This is a genomic window from Tractidigestivibacter sp. (assembly GCF_050946515.1).
Classification (GTDB): Bacteria; Actinomycetota; Coriobacteriia; order Coriobacteriales; family Atopobiaceae; genus Tractidigestivibacter.
Genome location: NZ_JBMNUX010000011.1, coordinates 1 through 17145 on the forward strand (window position 1 = coordinate 1; position 17145 = coordinate 17145).

The 17145-nt window shown below is 62.7% G+C and carries 13 protein-coding genes; all 13 read right to left on the reverse strand.

Annotation, left to right across the window (positions count from 1 at the left end):
* Positions 1-334 precede the first annotated feature (334 nt).
* Positions 335-1459: a M24 family metallopeptidase gene (locus ACOYJL_RS07450; RefSeq protein ID WP_433569590.1), complete on the reverse strand. Its 1125-nt coding sequence runs from the start codon at positions 1457-1459 to the stop codon at positions 335-337.
* Between the two features lie 89 nt (positions 1460-1548).
* Positions 1549-2757, reverse strand: a complete 1209-nt coding sequence (locus ACOYJL_RS07455; protein ID WP_433569591.1) for a 3-dehydroquinate synthase — start codon at positions 2755-2757, stop codon at positions 1549-1551.
* Positions 2754-3305: a shikimate kinase gene (locus ACOYJL_RS07460; protein WP_433569592.1), complete on the reverse strand. Its 552-nt coding sequence runs from the start codon at positions 3303-3305 to the stop codon at positions 2754-2756. The genes ACOYJL_RS07455 and ACOYJL_RS07460 overlap by 4 nt, the downstream gene beginning before the upstream one ends.
* 120 nt (positions 3306-3425) lie before the next feature.
* Complete coding sequence (locus tag ACOYJL_RS07465) at positions 3426-3929, reverse strand: YqeG family HAD IIIA-type phosphatase (RefSeq protein ID WP_433569593.1); 504 nt, start codon at positions 3927-3929, stop codon at positions 3426-3428.
* Positions 3930-3945: 16 nt separating this feature from the next.
* Positions 3946-5241, reverse strand: a complete 1296-nt coding sequence (mltG, locus tag ACOYJL_RS07470) for an endolytic transglycosylase MltG (protein WP_433569594.1) — start codon at positions 5239-5241, stop codon at positions 3946-3948.
* A gap of 12 nt (positions 5242-5253) precedes the next feature.
* On the reverse strand, positions 5254-5685 hold the full coding sequence (gene ruvX, locus ACOYJL_RS07475) for a Holliday junction resolvase RuvX (protein ID WP_433569595.1): 432 nt from the start codon (positions 5683-5685) through the stop codon (positions 5254-5256).
* A gap of 9 nt (positions 5686-5694) precedes the next feature.
* Positions 5695-8334 (reverse strand): alanine--tRNA ligase, encoded by a 2640-nt coding sequence (gene alaS, locus ACOYJL_RS07480; RefSeq protein WP_433569596.1) that lies wholly within the window; start codon positions 8332-8334, stop codon positions 5695-5697.
* Positions 8331-9707 carry an AI-2E family transporter gene (locus tag ACOYJL_RS07485; protein WP_433569597.1) on the reverse strand — a complete coding sequence of 459 codons (1377 nt, stop codon included), beginning with the start codon at positions 9705-9707 and terminating at the stop codon, positions 8331-8333. Before ACOYJL_RS07485 ends, alaS begins: the two co-directional genes overlap by 4 nt.
* A gap of 802 nt (positions 9708-10509) precedes the next feature.
* The gene (locus ACOYJL_RS07490) at positions 10510-11493 is read right to left on the reverse strand and encodes a SigB/SigF/SigG family RNA polymerase sigma factor (RefSeq protein WP_433569598.1); all 984 of its coding nucleotides are present in this window, start codon (positions 11491-11493) and stop codon (positions 10510-10512) included.
* Entirely contained in the window at positions 11486-11875 is a 390-nt protein-coding gene (locus ACOYJL_RS07495; RefSeq protein WP_433569599.1) for an ATP-binding protein, read from the reverse strand. Before ACOYJL_RS07495 ends, ACOYJL_RS07490 begins: the two co-directional genes overlap by 8 nt.
* A gap of 10 nt (positions 11876-11885) precedes the next feature.
* Entirely contained in the window at positions 11886-12491 is a 606-nt protein-coding gene (locus ACOYJL_RS07500; protein WP_433569600.1) for a hypothetical protein, read from the reverse strand.
* 148 nt (positions 12492-12639) lie between these two features.
* A complete protein-coding gene (locus ACOYJL_RS07505; protein WP_433569601.1) occupies positions 12640-14418 on the reverse strand; it encodes an ABC transporter ATP-binding protein in 1779 nt (592 codons plus the stop codon).
* 219 nt (positions 14419-14637) lie between these two features.
* Positions 14638-17115, reverse strand: a complete 2478-nt coding sequence (locus ACOYJL_RS07510; protein ID WP_433569602.1) for a glycoside hydrolase family 3 N-terminal domain-containing protein — start codon at positions 17113-17115, stop codon at positions 14638-14640.
* Positions 17116-17145: the final 30 nt, after the last annotated feature.

Genomic DNA, 17145 nt, shown 5'->3' on the forward strand with positions numbered 1-17145 from the left:
GAACTTGGGGTCGTACTTCCTTCTCGTCGTCTTGCTCATGGCAATAGCCCTTCCGTGCCTTTCGGCACATCCTAGGGCTTTCGTTAGCTCGGCTTCAAACGTGTCTGAATTTGGGCAGCCATATCAGGGTTCACTTCGAAATTTAACGATTTACCTGCTCGTTTAAATAAAAATTCGAAAAATCATGGTCGCGATGGCACGCTTTTGATTTGCCGAAACTGAACTCAAAAGAAACCTGAAGACGCCCATACAAAGCATGCCGCCAACGGTCGGTTTCCTTCCACAAACCGCTGGCGGCAAAGAGTTTGTCTTCTACCGAATTCTCGCAAAGTCTTTAGCAAGGAATGCACACAAGGTCGTGCGTCGAGCGCGTAAAAGGCTGGAATCCCTCTTCGGCAATGACGCCAAAGTCCTCGAGGCGCACGCCAAACTTGCCCGGCAGATAGATGCCCGGCTCGATGGTGATGACAGAGCCAGCCGGAATAGGCTTGTCATAGCTGCGCGAGAAGTTCGGGCGCTCGTGAATTTGCAGACCGACACCGTGGCCCAGACCATGCTTGAAATAGTCGCCATAGCCTGCATCTGAGATGACCTTGACGGCCAGGTTGTGAATGTCGGAGCCGATGACGCCCGGCTTGGCCGCGGCAGCGCAGGTCTCATGCGCAAGGCGGACGACGTCGTAGACGTGGCGCTGCTCGTCTGTGGGCTCGCCCACGCAAACCGTGCGGGTCATGTCGGAGTGATAGTCGTGGTAGCCCGCGCCGTAGTCCATCACGATCATGTCGCCCTCGCGGATGACGCGCTCGCCAGGCTGGGCGTGCGGGTTGGCGCCGTTCTCGCCCGCCGCGATGATGGAGTCGAACGAGAGAGAGTCGGCACCGTTCATGAGCATGTAGTTCTCGAGCTCTGCGCGCACCTGCTGCTCGGTAAGCCCCGGCTTGATGAAGCCGCAGATGTGCTCGAAGGCAGCGTCGGTGATCGACTGGGCATGGCGCATGAGCTCGATCTCCTCGGCGTCCTTCTCGATGCGAAGCGTCGCGATGTCGCCGTGCAGGCGCGGCGTCAAACATGCAGTGGAAGACGCGGAGCACTCGTTCAGGAAGGCGTCGTAGAAGGCAAGGTCGCAGGTGTCCTCGACGGCAACCACGCGGGAGCGGGTCTCGAGAACGCGCTGCGCCGCCCACCATGCGGGGCTCACGATGTCCTGGTCAAGCTGCCAGGGGGTGTTCTCCCCCAGCCTGTTCTTGAACGTTCCGAAGTAACGCGAGTCGGTATGAAGCCAGAGGCCGTCCGCAGTAATGAACGCCGTGTGCGCGACCTCGTCGTCAAAGGTGCGCTCGGCGCCAGTCAGCCAGCGAAGGTCTGCGTTGTTGCGCAGTATCGCCGCATCGTAGCCGCGCTGGACCATAAGGTTGCGAAAGCGCTCGACGCGCTTGGCGCATGCCGCTGCATCTGCCATTTGAATCAGACCCTTTCCCTTGAAAGCGGCCGCAGTCCTGCGGCCGCCACGAATGATGACCTCACTTGTTGGAGCGCCCCCGACGGCGATTATCCCTGCTGCCTGCTGTCGCACCAGGCGCCCACGTGCTCGCGAAGCATGTCCTCGTCCACTTGGGCCAGGCGCACGCGGCCAAGCGTGCGAGGAAGCTCGAGCATGAACTTGTTGGAATGGCGGAAGCGCTCGGCGCGGATGGCGCTGGCAAGTTTGTCAGCGTCCACCGGGCACGTGACAAAGCCCAGCTCAAGACGGTCGAGAAGCTCGTCTTGCGTCAGCATGTCGTCAATCGTCATGGCGCCTTGCGCGCAAGAGAGCCTGCCGGCAAAGCGCATTGCCTCCGCCATGAGCGTCGACTGCGGAACCTCGGGGCCTACCAGCGTGCGCAGCGCCCGCGAGAAGGTGATGCCATAGTTGATCGACTGGCGCACGGCAATCGAGGTGGACGAGATGATCTTGCCACGGCTCTTGAGGCAGTCCGTAACCTGCTCGGCCACGACGGAGCGATCATTGGAGACGATGCCTGGAGTGCGGTCCCACAGGCGCTCGAAGGCCTTGTCGCTGTCGGCTATTGCCGAGGTGGCAAAGAGCGCGCGAGCGAGAAGCTCGTTGTCAGACCCCTGGTCAGCCATGATCACGTCAAGCTCGGCATGCACAAAGCGCGCGCTGCCGCGGTGCGTCACAAGGCCCTCTCCGCCCGGGACGTCAAGCGGCGCAGGCGTGGGTCCTGCGATGACGGCAGCAACCGGATCAAGCGGAATCTCGTCAAACGCGACGCCGCCGCACCACGAGTGAGTGGCAAACGAGGCTGCGGAGAGGCCCCAGACGTCTCCGATGGCGCAAGCCACGTCATCGCCCGAAAGCCCAATGCGGGCAAAGCCCTCGAGGAGCTCTTCCACCGTCGCAAAGGAGGCAGCCGCGCGGCCGCTCGGAAGGTTGAGCTTCTTCACAAGAAAGCCCGTGTCGGTAAGCGAGCGAAAGACGCTCTCGACCGCTTCGGAAGGAGCGTTGGGGCTCACAAGAAGGGCTGCAAGGCGAGGCTTGCTCACGTACGACTTGAGGTCGCGGCCAACGGTGGAAAGAAGGTCGTCTCCCACGTGCGCGTCTATCGAGCTTCCGCGCAGCGTCACCCATTGGCGCTTGGGCTTGATGCGCGGCTCCGCGACCTCCTCGTCTGCGGTTGGCTCCGGTCCCACGGGAGCCTCGCTCAGCCCACCAGCCTCTTCGACCTGCTCGTCTATCTGCTCGTTTTCTTCGCTCACAGAAGCCCCTTCTCCCAAAGCAGCTCGCCCGACTCGCAGGCCACTTGCTCGAACGTCTTGTTCCTGATGTCAATCGTAATGTCGGCAGCCTTTTGGTAGAGCGGTCGGCGATGCCGGTAGAGCTCGCTTGCGTGCTTCTTGTCGCCAAGGTCGGGACGGCGGTCAGGGCGGCGAATCTGCCGAAGCGAGTCTGAGAGGTCGCCGTCCAGAAAGACGACGGTTCCCATCTTGTGCATGAGCTCGCAGTTAACTGGACGCTCCACGATGCCGCCGCCACAGCTTACCAAGAGCGACTTCTTGCCCTTGAGCCTGCCCAGCACCATGGTCTCCGCATCGCGAAAGGCGTCTTCTCCCAGCGAAGAGAAGATCTCCGTCACCGACATGCCAAGCTCGCGCTCGACAAGCTGGTCAGTGTCGACGTAGGGTCGCTGAAACAGGCGACCGAGGTTGCGCGCCAGCGTGGTCTTTCCCGCTCCGAGAAAACCGACGAAGAAGATATGGTCACACCCCTCGTGCGTGACATAGCAGCAGCCCTGTGCGTCGCCCACTAAACTCAACTCTCCAAAAGCCATATGGTATCGGGTCGATTCTAGCATGGAGAGGGCCTCGCCACGGCGCGGCCAGAAAACGAGAAGGACCCTGCACGGGGTGGTTGCTCGGGCTCTGCACTACTCGCCCTCAAAACGGACGTCTCCCAGCACGACGCGCTCGCCAATGCGGAAGATCTGGGTGTACCAGAGGTCTGTCGTGGACTGTGGCCGCACAAGAATCGTGCGCACGCCCGAGAGCGTGCCCGCAAGAAGGTCGGTAAAGACCTGGTCGCCCACCACGACCGTCTGCTCAGCTCCAACGCCCATCTTTGCCATGGCATGCCACACCGCTATTGGCGCGGGCTTCATGGCATGGTCCACCTTCTGGCAGCCAAGCTCGGCGGCCGTCTGCGCAATCTGCTGCGTATGGAAGTTGTTCGAGAGCAGACAGAACGCGATGCCGGCGTCCTTGACGCTTCGAACCCAGTCGCACACCTGCGGAGGGAGCGTGCGCGTGTCTCGCGGGACGAGCGTGTTGTCACGGTCCACCAACAGCAAGCGCACGCCTTGGGAGGCGAGCTCGGCGGGGTCGATCAGGTCGACCGTTGACACATAGCGCCATGCGGAAAACGGAGACTTCATCGTGGCTCCAGCGTCCTTAAGAGTTCTCCGCGATGACCTGCTGGTGCTGCTCGTAGGTCTCGGAGAACGCGTGAACGTCGCTGGTGATATAGAAGTAGTAGTAGTTGGTGTCAGAGGGGCTCATCGCGGCTTCGATTGACGCCAAGCCGGGATTGCAGATGGGCGTCGGGGTAAGGCCGCTGTTGAGGTAGCTGTTATAGGGGTCGTCCTGCGTCAGGTCGTCGGCGGTCACCTCGCGACCAAGCGAGTAGGCAAGCGTGGCGTCGCTTTGCAGCTGCATGCCCGAGGACAGGCGGTTGTAGAAGACCGAGGCAATCAGCGGGCGGTCGTCTTCGGTCAGCGCTTCCTTCTCGATGATCGAGGCCATGGTCAAGATGTCGTAATCGCTCATGGTGATGCCGTAGCGGCTTTCGATTGCGGAGCGCGCGCTCTCAAAGTCGAGCGACGCGACCTCGGTCTGGTACTGGCTCAGCATGGTGCGAATCACGAGGTCGGCCGTGACGGTCTGGCCCGAGAAGTCATAGGTCTTGGGGAACAAGAACCCCTCGAGCGAGTCGTCCTGTGCGTCGGCGAGAAACGCGTAGTCGGACACGTAGTTTGAGGCCTTTGCCTGAGCGAGGAAGTCGTCGGTCGAGATGCCGAACTTCTCCTCGACTAGAGATGCCACCTGCGAGACGGTGTAGCCCTCGGGAACCGTGATGGTTGACGCCGTCGAGTTGGGCCCCTCCACAAGCTGGTCGATCACATTGTCAGTGCTCGAGCCTGTGAGCAGCGTATACGAGCCGCTTTTGAGCTGCTGCTCGACGCCCTGCTTCTGCACCGCCTGCAGAAAATCCTCCGAGCTCGTGATGACGCCCGCGTCAACGAGGATCTGCGCGATCGACGAGGTGCTTGAGCCCTCGGGAATCGTGACCTCGACCTGTTGGCCAGAGGCCACCTGGCTGGTGCCGCTGTCATCGCTGCCGGTGAAGACGGGGACTACGACAAAGAAGATGATTGCCGCAACCGCAAGAACCACGGCAGCGCCGATGGCAGCGAGAAGAACACGCTGGCGCGGGTCGCGTCCGCTGCGGTGTCGAGGCGTTGCTCCCCCGTGGGTCTTGCGCGTGACCGCAGCGGAGCGAGAGGAAATGCGCTTGGTGGTCGCGCCTCTCGTTGTGCGCGGGACGTCGGCCACTCTGCGACCCGACGGCCGAGACGTGCCGGACGCAGGCTCCTGGCGGGGCGTGGGCCGCTGACCCTGCTCGTCATGCCTTGTCAGCTTGGCGAAGTGAGAAGGTCGTCGGTTGTTGCTCTCGTTCGTGCTGGGCATGTCTAGCCCCTTTCAGCTCTTTTTCTCAGCGCGCGCCTGCTTGGCATCAAGCCACGACTGGAGAAATAGCGACGCGGCAACCATATCCACCTTGCCGCGCATTTCTTTTTCGGAAAGTCCCTGCTCATGAAGAATACGCTTTGCCTCGGCCGACGAAAGACGCTCGTCGACAAGCTCGAGGGGGAGACCCGCCTGAGCGGCAATCTGCTCCGCGCAACGCTTGATGCGTGCTACCTGGGGACCCTCCTCGCCCGACATTGTGAGGGGCCGACCGCAAACCAGCACGTCAGGCTCCCAATCTTCAAGGACGCGTCGAAAGCTCCGAGCCCCCGAGAGGACCTCGGGGGCAGGGAGAACGCAGACGGGAGAGGCGACGCGACCGCTTGGGTCGCTGACGGCAATGCCGATGCGCTTCTCCCCTATGTCGAGCGCCAACGCTCGCATGACAGACCTTTAGGCGCCGACTGCCGTGCGGGCAGCAGCCAATGCCTCGTCGACCTTGGACGGGTCGGAGCCGCCAGCCTGAGCCATATTGGGCCTGCCGCCGCCGCGACCGCCCACGATGCCAGCAATCTGGCGGATAACGTCGCCGGCCGCAAATCCCGCCGCCACGGCGCCATCGGTGCCAGCAGCGAGAAGCGCGACCTTGTTGTCGGCCGTGGTAGAGGCGATGACGCAGGCGATAGGCTCTCCGTTCGCGCCATCTCGGATACTGTCCCAGACGCTGCGCAGGTCCTTGCCGGAGACGCCCTGGACGCTCGCGAAGACGCAACGATACGCTCCTAGGTCGGCGGCGTTCTTGAGCGCGGCGGAGATGACGTCGCCGGTGGCGGCACCCTTGGCGACGCTCACCTTCTTGCGCGCGTCGCGAAGCTCGTCACGCATCTGAGAGACGCGCCCGGGCACGTCGGTCGGGCGGCACTTGAGCGTGGCGGCTGCCTCGTCTAGCATCGCCAGCCGCTCGTCGACGTACTCGATGGCGCCAGCGGAGGTGACGGCCTCGATGCGGCGGGCGTTGGAGCCGACGGAGCTCTCGGAGACAATCTTGAAGAATCCCAGCTCAGCGGTGTTGCGAGCATGGGTGCCGCCGCAGAGCTCGCGCGAGAAGGGCGCGTCGGAGTCGCCCGTGGAGACAACGCGCACGACGTCGCCGTACTTCTCGCCAAAGAGGGCCACGGCGCCGGACGCCTTCGCCTCCTCCAGGCCCATAACGCGGGTCACGATGGGCTCGGCGGCGAAGATCTCGGCGTTCACGAGGCCCTCGACGCGCTCGAGCTCGTCTTTGGTCATGGCCTCGAAGTGCGTGAAGTCAAAGCGCAGGCGGTCAGGCGCAACGAGCGAGCCGGCCTGGCTCACGTGGTCGCCGAGCACCTGCTTCAAGGCCGCGTCCAGAAGGTGGGTCGCGGTGTGGTTGCGGCGGATGAGCTCGCGGCGACCGTGGTCGACCGCGGCGCGCACGACGTCTCCGACCTGCAGCGGACCGTCGATGACCTCGGCCTCGTGGCCGACGATGCCGCCCTCGTGGTGCAACGTGTTGGTCACGCGAGCGGGACCGAGCTTTCCGGTGTCGCCCACCTGGCCGCCCATCTCGCCATAGAACGGGGTGCGGTCAAGGACGACCTCGACCTTGTCGCCCACCTTGGCAGAGCTCACGGCCTCGCCGTCGCGCACGATGGCAAGGACCTTGCAGCCGTCGAGCGAGTCGACGTCGTAGCCGACAAACTCGGTTTCGGGAAGGGTGTCGGAGAGCGCCACCCACACGGTGGTCGCATTGCCCCAGGCGTCGCGGTTCGCCGTGGCGCGGGCGCGCTCCTTCTGTGCGTTCATCTCGCGGTCGAAGGCGTCCATGTCGACGGCATGGCCGGCGTTGGCGGCAATCTCGCGGGTGAGGTCGATCGGGAAGCCGTAGGTGTCGTGCAGCTTGAAGGCGACCTCGCCGGAGAGCCGAGCTCCGTCAGGGAGCTTTTCAAGCTCGGCCTTCAGGCTCTCCTCGCCGGCGTCAAGGGTGGCGGAGAAGCGATCCTCCTCGGCGACCATGATGCCCTCGATGAGGGCCTTGTTCTCGATGAGCTCGGGGTACACGTCGCCCAGCAGGCGCTGTACCTCGTGGAAGTACGTGGTGAGGAACTCGCCCTTGATGCCCAGGAGGCGGCCATGGTAGACGGCGCGGCGCAGCAGGCGGCGCAGGACGTAGCCACGGCCCTCGTTGGAGGGCAGGATGCCGTCGCCGATCATGAACGAGACGGCGCGGCTATGGTCGGCCAGGATGCGCAGGCTCTTGTCGGTGGCCTTGTCGTGGTGATAGGCCTTGCCGGAGAGCTGCTCCCCCACGCCAATCAGCGTGCGCAGGACGTCGCCCTCGTAGTTGGAGCCCTCGTGCTGCATGATTGCCGCGATGCGCTCGAGGCCCATGCCAGTGTCGATGTTGCGGTGCGGGAGGTCCGGCATCGAGCCGTCCTCCTGGCGGTCATACTGCGTGAAGACGAGGTTCCAGAACTCCAGGTAGCGGTCGCCGTCGTCGCCGGGCTTCTCGCCCTCGAAGGCGGGGCCCTGGTCAAAGTAGACCTCCGAGCACGGACCGCAGGGGCCGGTGGGACCGGCGGCCCAGAAGTTGTCCTCGGCGCCCAGGCGAGAGATGTGGTCGTACGGCACGCCCTGGGCATGCCAGAGCTCGATGGCCTCGTCGTCGTCCTCGAAGACGGTCATGTACAGGCGGTCGGCGGGCAGGCCCAAGTGCTCGGGGCTCGTGCAGAACTCCCAGGCCCACGCGATGGCGTCGGCCTTGGTGTAGCCGCCGAAGGAGAAGTTGCCCAGCATCTCAAAGAACGACAGGTGGCGGGCGTCGCCGATGTTGTCGATGTCGTTGGTGCGCAGGCACTTCTGGCAGGAGCAGGCGCCAATCTCCTTCATGGTCTTGGTGCCCTGGTAGTACTCCTTGAACTGGTTCATGCCGGCGTTGGCAAGAAGCAGCGAAGGATCATCGGGGATCAGCGATGAGGACGGGTAGAGCTTGCAGCCCTTCCCCTCAAAAAACTTCAGGAAGTCCTCGCGAATCTCCGCGGTTGTCATGGTCTTGTAGTCGGGCGTGCTCATTTCTCTCCTCGTCCCGCCTCGGTTGGGGCCGACGCGTCGTCGGCTTGCCTGCCTCCCGTGGGCTTTTCGTTCAAAACATTTCTATTTTTACTCATATCTTGCGTATACACACCGTTTTCACGCGCGGCGGACTCCCCAATCGCTTGCTGGGGAGTGACGAGGCGCGTGCTTTCGAAGAACTTGTCGTCGTCGAGGGCGTCAAAGACCGCTCGGGCGTTTCCCCTGCTGTCGACGTACGGGGTGCTCTGGAACAGGGCGCCATTCGAGGAGACGATCTGGCGGCCGGAGCGAGACTCGAAGTAATAGACAAAGACGCCACGTATGGCGGCCGTCAGCGGAATGGCAAGCACCATGCCGACGATGCCGCCCAGGCAATTGCCGATAACGATGCCCACGATGGAGAGCACCGGGTGAATCTTGACCGCCTTGCGCATGACCAAAGGAGAGATCAGGTTGTCGGTCACGTTCGCCGCAACCACCATGATCACGAGCGTCCAGATGGCAACCCACAGGTTCACGAAGAGACCAAGCAGCGTAGCCAGCGCAGCCGAGACAAAGGTTCCGATTACGGGAACGAAGTGCAGGAAGAACGTGATGATGCCAATCAGGCTTGCGTAGGGGTGGCCCAAGAGCGAAAGGCCAATCCAGACGCTTGCGCCATTGATGATCGAACAGATTAGCTGCCCGCGCATGTAGCCGCCCATCGATCGGCTCATGACGGCAAGCAAGAGCGTCATGTCATCTTGGCGCGAGGGACCTGCGATGACGGCAAGCTCGCGCACGATGACGGGGTAGTCCTTCGCGAACCAATAGGCCAGGACAAGGGCCAGAAAGAAGTTAACGAAGTTATCGAGCGCGTCCGCGATGCCCTCGACGGCGCCGGAGGTAAGCTGGCGCATCGCGTCGGAAGCTAGTGAGCTGCCCGCAGAGGAGACCGCAGCGACGATCGAGTTCACCATGGCCTGCAGCTGCTGGTTGTCTGATGTGCCATAGCTCTGCCAGAAGCTAGCGAGAGCGTCTTGCACCGACTGAACGTAGGCAGGCACTTGCCGAAGGACCTCGACTGACTGTTGGATAAAGGTTCCGCCCAACACGACGATCACCACGGCGAGCACAGCGACCACAACGAGAAGGGCGATGAATGCCGAGAGGGCGCGCGGAACCCTGCGGTCTTCCAGCGAGTTGGTGAGCGGGCTGCAGATGAAACCGACGATGATGCCCATGACCAGCAGCTCGACGGCGTCGCCGACCATCGACAGGCCGCGGATGGCGAGGACGAAGACGGCGATGATGCCGACAATGGCCCATGCCACGATTGCGCGTCGCGACCATTTGCTTGACTTGCTGTCGGATTGCTCGCCCTGCTCGTCCACGTTGCATCCCTTTCGACAAAAAGCACTTCATTCTACCAGCTTGTCGCCCCATTTCTCCCCACACGTTGGACCGCCACGAGGCCGCCACGACCTTGACGAGCCCCGCACGACGGCAATGACCGCCCCACCTGCCAAGTTGCGCGAGTTATGCGACACCGGAGGTCGCTGAAGTTGGCAGGCAGAGCATCAGAGGTCGCGCGGCTTGGCAAAGTCGGCATCAGAAGTCGCACAAGTTGGCAGGCGCGCGTTGTGTGGGACCGGCGCCGAATTGGCATGCTCGAAAGTGTGGGAGCCTACGACGTTTCCACAGGTAGCGAGTCGCGTCGTGTGGAGTCGGGCGATCCGTCCCAGCCACCAACTCCGTTGTGTGGGACCTCCCATAATGCTATCTGCAATGTGCCATTTTTCTACCTGCGGCTTTGCGGAGCCCCTCTCGCCGGGCACCCTCAGCGGCAGCGAAAAGTCCCACACAACGCGAAGAGCGCCCGCAGCATCCAGGCGCAGCCCGCACGATGAGATTCCCGGCGCAGAGGAACCGCAGGCAGAGGGGCTGAGCGAGAGGGGCGCCCCGCACAACGTGCTGCGTCGTTTCTTCGCCAGCCCCACACATTGAGACGCTGCCAGGTTGCGCGACTTCTGCGGCATCAGAGGTCGCGCAAGTTGGCAGGCAGGGCAGGACCTCAGCGCGCTTGTGTGGGGCGCGTTGAGGACGCGTGGGGGCGCGTGGCGGCTAACGCAGCTACCCGCCGCGGAAAGAAAGAGGCACCGGAAGAGATCCGGTGCCTCCGCGTACGGAGCGATGCTATTTGTTCATCAGACCTTCTGGGTCAATCTTGTCCTGCACGCGCTTGAGCGTGCGACGCAGCAGCCTCGAGACCTGGACCTGCGAAATCCCAAGCTTCTTGGCAATCTCGACCTGCGTGAGACCGTCCACGAAGCGCATGCGGATGACCTGCTTCTCGCGGGGAGAGAAGTCGCGGATCGCATCCTCGAGCACGATGCGGTCGTCGGACGTCGCAAGCGCCTCGTCCTCGGTGACGTAGTGATCGATCACGGACGGCGCATCGTCGTCGTCAGAGGACGACCCGCCCTCAAGAGGTACGGAGCTATAGGCGCTCGACGACTCCATCGCCTCAAGCACCTCGTCCACGCTCGTCCCCACGCGCTGAGCAATCTCCTCGACTGAGGGGCTGCGCTGCAGCTCGTTTGTGAGCTCGTCGTTTGCCTGGTTCACCTTCGCAGAGAGCTCCTGCAGGCGACGGGGCACGCGCACCGACCACCCCTTGTCGCGGAAATGGCGCTTGATCTCGCCCATGATGGTTGGCGTTGCGTAAGTCGTGAACTCAAGGCCGCGGTCGGGGTCAAAGCGATCAATTGCCTTGATGAGACCAATCGTGCCTACTTGGATAAGATCGTCCAGCGGTTCGCCACGGTTTTTGAATTTGGAGGCGAGGAAGCGCACCAGGTTAAGGTGGCTCACGATCAGCTGATCGCGTACCTCGGGGTCTCCTGTGGCCTTGTACTGCTCAAAGAGCCTGCACGTGCGCTCCTTGTCCCATGCGTTCTTGCCCTTGGGAGTCCGGCGCAGCGAGCGGCGGCGCGCACGTTCGGCACGCTCCTCCTCGCGCTTCTTGGCCTCACCATCCAGGTTGGAAGCCTCGCCTGCAGCCTTGCCCTTCTCGGGCGTCTGGGCATCCGAGACGTTGGCCACGTCCTCGTTTCCCGCGGTAATGGACTCGACCTTGGGGGCGTCTTGAGTATCTGTGGCGTTGCGAGAGTTAGGCATTCTCGGCACCAATCTTCTTCGAGAGATGAAGGGTCATCCCATCGGGACCCAGAGAGTAGTCGTCGCAAACGGCGTCGAGAAGGACTTCGATCAGGTCAATGGGCTGCGGCTCGCCAGAGGCGTCGCTCGCCTCGTCGGGGTCCTCCTCGCCCAACGTGAAGTCCATGTCCATCTTGTCGGACGCGAGCTCAAAGGCGATGTCGCAGGTCTGGGGGCGCGTTGCGCACGCATAGACAAAGCCCTCCTCGGCAGCAATGCGGACATCTTCCACGTCGTCGACATTCATCCCGCAGCACACGGCCAGGTTGGCCGCCGTCATGCGCACGGTTCGCGCAAACTGCGCCTCGGGAGGTACGTTTAGGGTAACAGTTCGAGAAGTCATAGCCACGCCCTTACTCTGCATCGTTCGTCTCGGACGGCTTTGCTGCGTGCGCAGGCACGTAGTCTGCCTTGTCCTGAGCTGTTTCTGCAGGCTTTGAATCCTCGGCCGTAACGGTCGGATACGTTACATACGCAACCCTCGGCTTCTCGGATTTCTCATCTGCCTTGTCGGCTTGATCGGCGGCAGCCCCGCCATCAGCAAGCTTTCCCTGAGAGGGAGCAGTGCGGCCTGTGAGCTTCGAGACCGCGCCGACGACGGCGCCGGCAGCGACGCTGGCCCCATGGCTGACAGATTCGGTAACGTTGGCGGCTGTCCCGGAGACAGTGGATACGTCACCCAGAATGTTGTTCAGGTTGTCAAGGCTCGCGTTTGCGTTGTCAACTGCGTCGAGGGCCTTGCCCATCAGGGGCTGCACCTGCTTGACGGCAGGATCGAGGTCGTCCGCCATTCCGTCGAACTTGTCGATGATCGGCTGAATCTGTTCGATGGCCTGGTTGGCGGAGTTGGTCACCTCCTCGACGGAAGCGCGCGTCTTGCGAATGGTGAGCGCAAGCTCAACCACGGCCCACACGGCCACTACGACGAGCACGACAAGAGCAATGTCAAGAGGACTCATCCTATGTCCCTTCCTCTGCGCCCGCCAGGCTAAGCCAAGCGTTGACGCGCCATATGTACGAGCTCATTCTACCCATTTCGTTTCTCGGTCGTGCGGCCAGCCGTCAGAGGCGCGAGCGGGGCAAGTGCTCGGGCTCGGGGCGTCCGCACTAGTCCAGCACGTTGCCAAACTGCATCTTGTAGTACTTCGCGTAGGTGCCGCCCCTGGCCATGAGCTCGTCGTGAGTTCCGCGCTCCACCACGCGGCCGTTGTCGATGGTGGCAATCTCGTCGGCGCCCTTGATGGTGGAGAGGCGGTGCGCAATCACAATGGTCGTGCGTCCGCGCGAGAGCTCGCCAAGCGACTCCTGCACGGCACGCTCGGACTCGTTGTCGAGCGCCGAGGTCGCCTCGTCCAAGATCAAGATCTTCGGGTTCTTGAGAAAGACGCGGGCAATGGCGATGCGCTGCTTCTGGCCTCCGGAGAGGCGCGTGCCGCGCTCCCCCACCTGGGTCTCGTAGCCATCGGGCAGCTCTTCGACAAACTCTGCGATGTTCGCGCGCTCAGCGGCGGCACGAATCTCGTCTGCCGTGGCGTCGGGGCGGCCGTAGGCGATGTTCTCGGCGATGGTCCCATCAAAAAGGTAAACGTCCTGCTGCACGAGGCCGACTGCCTCTCGCAGGCTCTTCTGCGTGACCGAGCGCACGTCCTGGCCATCGATCGTGATTGCGCCGGAGTCAACGTCGTAGAAGCGCGGGAGAAGCGAGCAGGTCGTCGACTTGCCTCCCCCGGATGGCCCCACGAGCGCAATCGTCTCGCCGGGACGAATGTCCAAGTTGAGGCCGTGGATGACCTCGCCGTCCTCGCTGTTGTACGAAAAGTGCACGTCACGATAGCTGACGGCTCCCTCGGTCACGCGGATGGGCTTGGAGCCTGGCGCGTCTTTGATGTCGGGCTGCGCGTCGAGCATCTCCTGGAAGCGGCGGAAGCCCGCGATGGCCTTCTGGAAGGTCTCGGTGAAGTTGAGGATGTTCTCGATGGGGGTCGTGAAAAGCGAGATGTAGAGCGCGAAGGTCGCAAGGTCGACCGCCTGCATCTGGCCCTGCGCGATGAGCCAGCCTCCTAGGCAGACAATCACCGTGTAGAGGATGCCCATGAGCGCCGCGATGCCCGCCTGGTAGCGGCCCATCGCGTGGTACATCCGCACCTTGGAGTTGAGGTAGGCATCGTTGCTGGTGCGGAACTTGTCGCGCTCGAGGTCCTCCGCCGCGAAGCTCTTGACCACGCGGGCGCCGGCGAGGCTGTCCTCAAGGCGAGAGTTGACGCCCGAGATGCGCACGCGATTCTCGCGAAACACTGCGCGCATGCGCAGGTTTGCCCACAGGTTGTAGGCGATGAGCACCGCGAGGACGATTGCCATGCAAATCGTGAGCTGGGCATTTATCGATCCCAGGATCACAAACGACCCGATGATCTCGACAAGGCCGATCAAGATGAACTCGGGACCGTGGTGCGCCGCCTCGGAGATGTCAAAGAGGTCGTTTACCAGGCGGCTCATGAGGTCGCCCGACTTGTTGCGGTCAAAGAACGAGAAGCTCATGCGCTCGTAGGCGTCAAAGAGGTCCTCGCGCATGCGGCTTTCCATGCGCGCGCCCATCACGTGGCCCCAGAAGCAGACGAAGTAGCGGCAGCCAAAGCGGACGGCGTACATCACGACAAGCCCAATCGTGAGGTAGCCCAGAGCGTCCATGATCGCATTGGCGCCCTGCGTGAAGAGCCCGTTGGTAAGCGTTCGGAGGATGCGAGGAAATGCCAGATCGATAAGGGCCACCACCGTCGCGCAGATAATGTCTGCAACAAAGATATGGACCTGGCCCTTGTAGTAGGCGAGAAACTTCTTGAAGAGGCTCCAGCCGCTCCTGCGCCCTTCGGTCTTCGCTTGGGACATAGACTCAACCTCGCTGCCGTGCTCGACGTCAAAAAACGAACGCTAGGATAGCCGAACGCGACCCCACCCCCGCGCGCATCACGCACGTTCCACATCATGGCGCTCGACAGAGAAGCGGGGACCGAGCATACCGCGCTCGGCCCCCGCCCCGCTAGCCCTCGGCAATACCTGATAAAGGGAGGAAAGGGGAACTGCTTCAGGCTTGCATGAGGGCAAGTCCTACTCGTCTGCCTTGACCTCGGCCTCTGGCTGGGTCAGCGGAGAGGCCTTGTAGGTCTTGGTGCGGTCGTCGTCAATCACGCCCGACCAGTTCATGCCGAACGCGAAGTCGTAGGTGTTGCCGTCAGAGTCGGTGTAGCACTCCATGTCACGCGGCACGTCCTCGTCCTGGGTGAAGACGGTCTCCATGTTGGCGGGCATCTGGAACGGCGAGAGCCCGGAGGGCTCTACCTGACCAGTGATGACGCTGAGGTAGGCGTCGTCGCTCAGTCCGTTCATCCCCATGCCCCAGCCCATCAGAATCACGTCTGCCGCAGGCTCGATCTCGGAGAAGACCATCGGGTTCGAAGCGGCCACGATGAGAATGAGCTTGGCGTCCTCGGGCAGCTTGCTCTTGATGTCGAGCACGAGGTCAAGGTCGCTTTCGTTGGTGGCGTAGGTAGACTTCCCATAGACGGAGCGGTTCTCGTAGACGCCGAACTCGTCGGTCGGGTTCAGCGACTCCTGGCGCACGTAGTCGCCATCGGCCGTAAACGGGCGGTACTGCAAGGTGATTGGATAGTAGACCGCAGGCTCAACCTCGGTAGATGCGCCAGGCATCGTAAAGAACTGCGGGCCGCCCGTCACGCCGCCGTACGCGTCCTGCGGGTTCTGGACCCTAATGACTGCGTACTTCACATCGACCAGATCCTCCGCCGTGAGCCGGGTGATGTCTGCCTCGGTTGGCGTAGGGTTGCCGGAATCGTCAGGGTCCCCAGTGAAGGTGTCGGCGACGGTGTCGGTGACGACCTCGTCGAAGTAGGAAGCGAGCGTTTCCTCGTCGCCGATTGAATAGCCAACCGTGGCCGTCGCCGCCATGCCCGGCATCATCATGCCCATGCCGCTCGAGAGAACCTGCGGAACGTAGACCTTGCCCTTGATGCCGTCCTGGGAGATGACGTTGCCGGAGTTCTTCATCATGACGACGCACTTCTCGTTGGCCTCTTTACCAAACGCTGCCGCCGTCTCGTTCTCAAGAATCTCCTTGCAGGCGGAGCGATCGGAATAGGGCTGGTCAAAGAGGTCAAGCTCGGCCATCACCTTGAAGGTGCGACGAGCATGCTCGCGGTAGATGGAAAGCGCCTCGTCTTCGCCCTTCTCCTCCACGATCATGTTGTAGGCCGACTCGGCCACGTCGGGCTGGAAGGTTCCGCCATGCTGGTCGATGCTGTTCTCCATGAGCTTGGTCATGCGCTCTTCGACCGTGAGGTCCTTCACGCCATGGTCGGCATTCTCGAGGATCATCCAGTCGGTCGTTATGAGGCCGTCCCAGCCGGCGTTGCGAAGGATCGAGATGTTGTGCGCGGAGTAGGACGAGCCGACGTGCTCGCCAAGGCTGTCGTCATTGGGGTCATAGGCGATGCCATAGCAAGGCATGATGGCTGCCACCTGCTCGGTCTTGGAGTCAAGGTGCATTCCGCCATCGAGGAACGGCACCAGATGCGCATTGAAGTTGGAGCCGGGGAAGACGTTCCACTTGCCCGAGTCTTGGTGGTCGTTGCGCCCGCCTTCGGGGCAGCCCTCCCCTACGTAGTGCTTCAGCATGACGGCGCAGGACTGGTCGCCCCAGCCTTGGTCGTCCGTGGCGTCGTCATCGCCCCAGGTGGACTGCATGCCGCCGCCATACGCTTGGGCAAAGTCGCGGTTTAGGGCAGGGTCTTCGGAAACGGAGCCCGCCAGGCGCACGCCAATAGGGTTGGAGTACACGTCCACCTGAGGTCCCAGCTCGCAGCGGACGCCAGCCGCGCGCCATGCGCGAGCCTGCCACATGCCCGCCTTGCGCCAGAGGTCCTTGTCCATGGCGGCCGCAAGACCGACGGAGTCGGGAACGTCGAAGAAGGGGGACGGGTCGCAGTAGTTCAGGTACGGGATGCCGAGCTCGCTCTTCTCGCAAGTTTCCTGCACGGTGTTGATCCACGCAACGTCAGACGCATAGGTATCGAGCGTCGTCTGTAGGCGAGAGACTCCCGAACGAGAGCCTTGCTCGATGTAGTCCATGGACTCGGTGTCGGTAGTGACCTGGGACGACTGCGTTCCCCCAGCAAACACCAGAGAATAGAGGTCGTCTGCTTCGAGCGACTCCGCAAGCGCCCGAGCGCGGTCGTCGGCACTCTGGCGCCAGTCCTCCCAGAGCTCCAGCTTTCCGTCGCCGTTCATGTCACGGAAGGCGTAGCCGTCCACCTGGATGACCTTCGCGGTGTCCATCACGCCGATCGTGGCGCCGCCGTCCTGGGTGTAACGGGTCCAGCCATCGCGGGTCTCCTCGCTCGCCCACTTGGCCTCGACGTCGTCGCCATCGGGGTCGATGGGGTAGCTGTCGGCTGCCGGCGCCGACGCGGCGTCATTTGCAGCAGACCCTCCCGTCGAGCAGCCGGCGAGGCCCATGAGGCCCGCCGTCAGAGCGGAAGCAGCCAGGAAGTTCCTACGGGTAATGCTCATAGTGGTTTCTCCTCCCACGCCTTTTTGTCT

Coding starts and splice junctions, on each gene's coding strand:
- ACOYJL_RS07450 (WP_433569590.1), bottom strand. CDS start 1,459: ATGGCAGATGCAGCGGCATGCGCCAAGCGCGTCGAGCGCTTTCGCAAC.
- ACOYJL_RS07465 (WP_433569593.1), bottom strand. CDS start 3,929: ATGAAGTCTCCGTTTTCCGCATGGCGCTATGTGTCAACGGTCGACCTG.
- mltG (WP_433569594.1), bottom strand. CDS start 5,241: ATGCCCAGCACGAACGAGAGCAACAACCGACGACCTTCTCACTTCGCC.
- ruvX (WP_433569595.1), bottom strand. CDS start 5,685: ATGCGAGCGTTGGCGCTCGACATAGGGGAGAAGCGCATCGGCATTGCC.
- alaS (WP_433569596.1), bottom strand. CDS start 8,334: ATGAGCACGCCCGACTACAAGACCATGACAACCGCGGAGATTCGCGAG.
- ACOYJL_RS07490 (WP_433569598.1), bottom strand. CDS start 11,493: ATGCCTAACTCTCGCAACGCCACAGATACTCAAGACGCCCCCAAGGTC.
- ACOYJL_RS07495 (WP_433569599.1), bottom strand. CDS start 11,875: ATGACTTCTCGAACTGTTACCCTAAACGTACCTCCCGAGGCGCAGTTT.
- ACOYJL_RS07500 (WP_433569600.1), bottom strand. CDS start 12,491: ATGAGTCCTCTTGACATTGCTCTTGTCGTGCTCGTCGTAGTGGCCGTG.
- ACOYJL_RS07505 (WP_433569601.1), bottom strand. CDS start 14,418: ATGTCCCAAGCGAAGACCGAAGGGCGCAGGAGCGGCTGGAGCCTCTTC.
- ACOYJL_RS07510 (WP_433569602.1), bottom strand. CDS start 17,115: ATGAGCATTACCCGTAGGAACTTCCTGGCTGCTTCCGCTCTGACGGCG.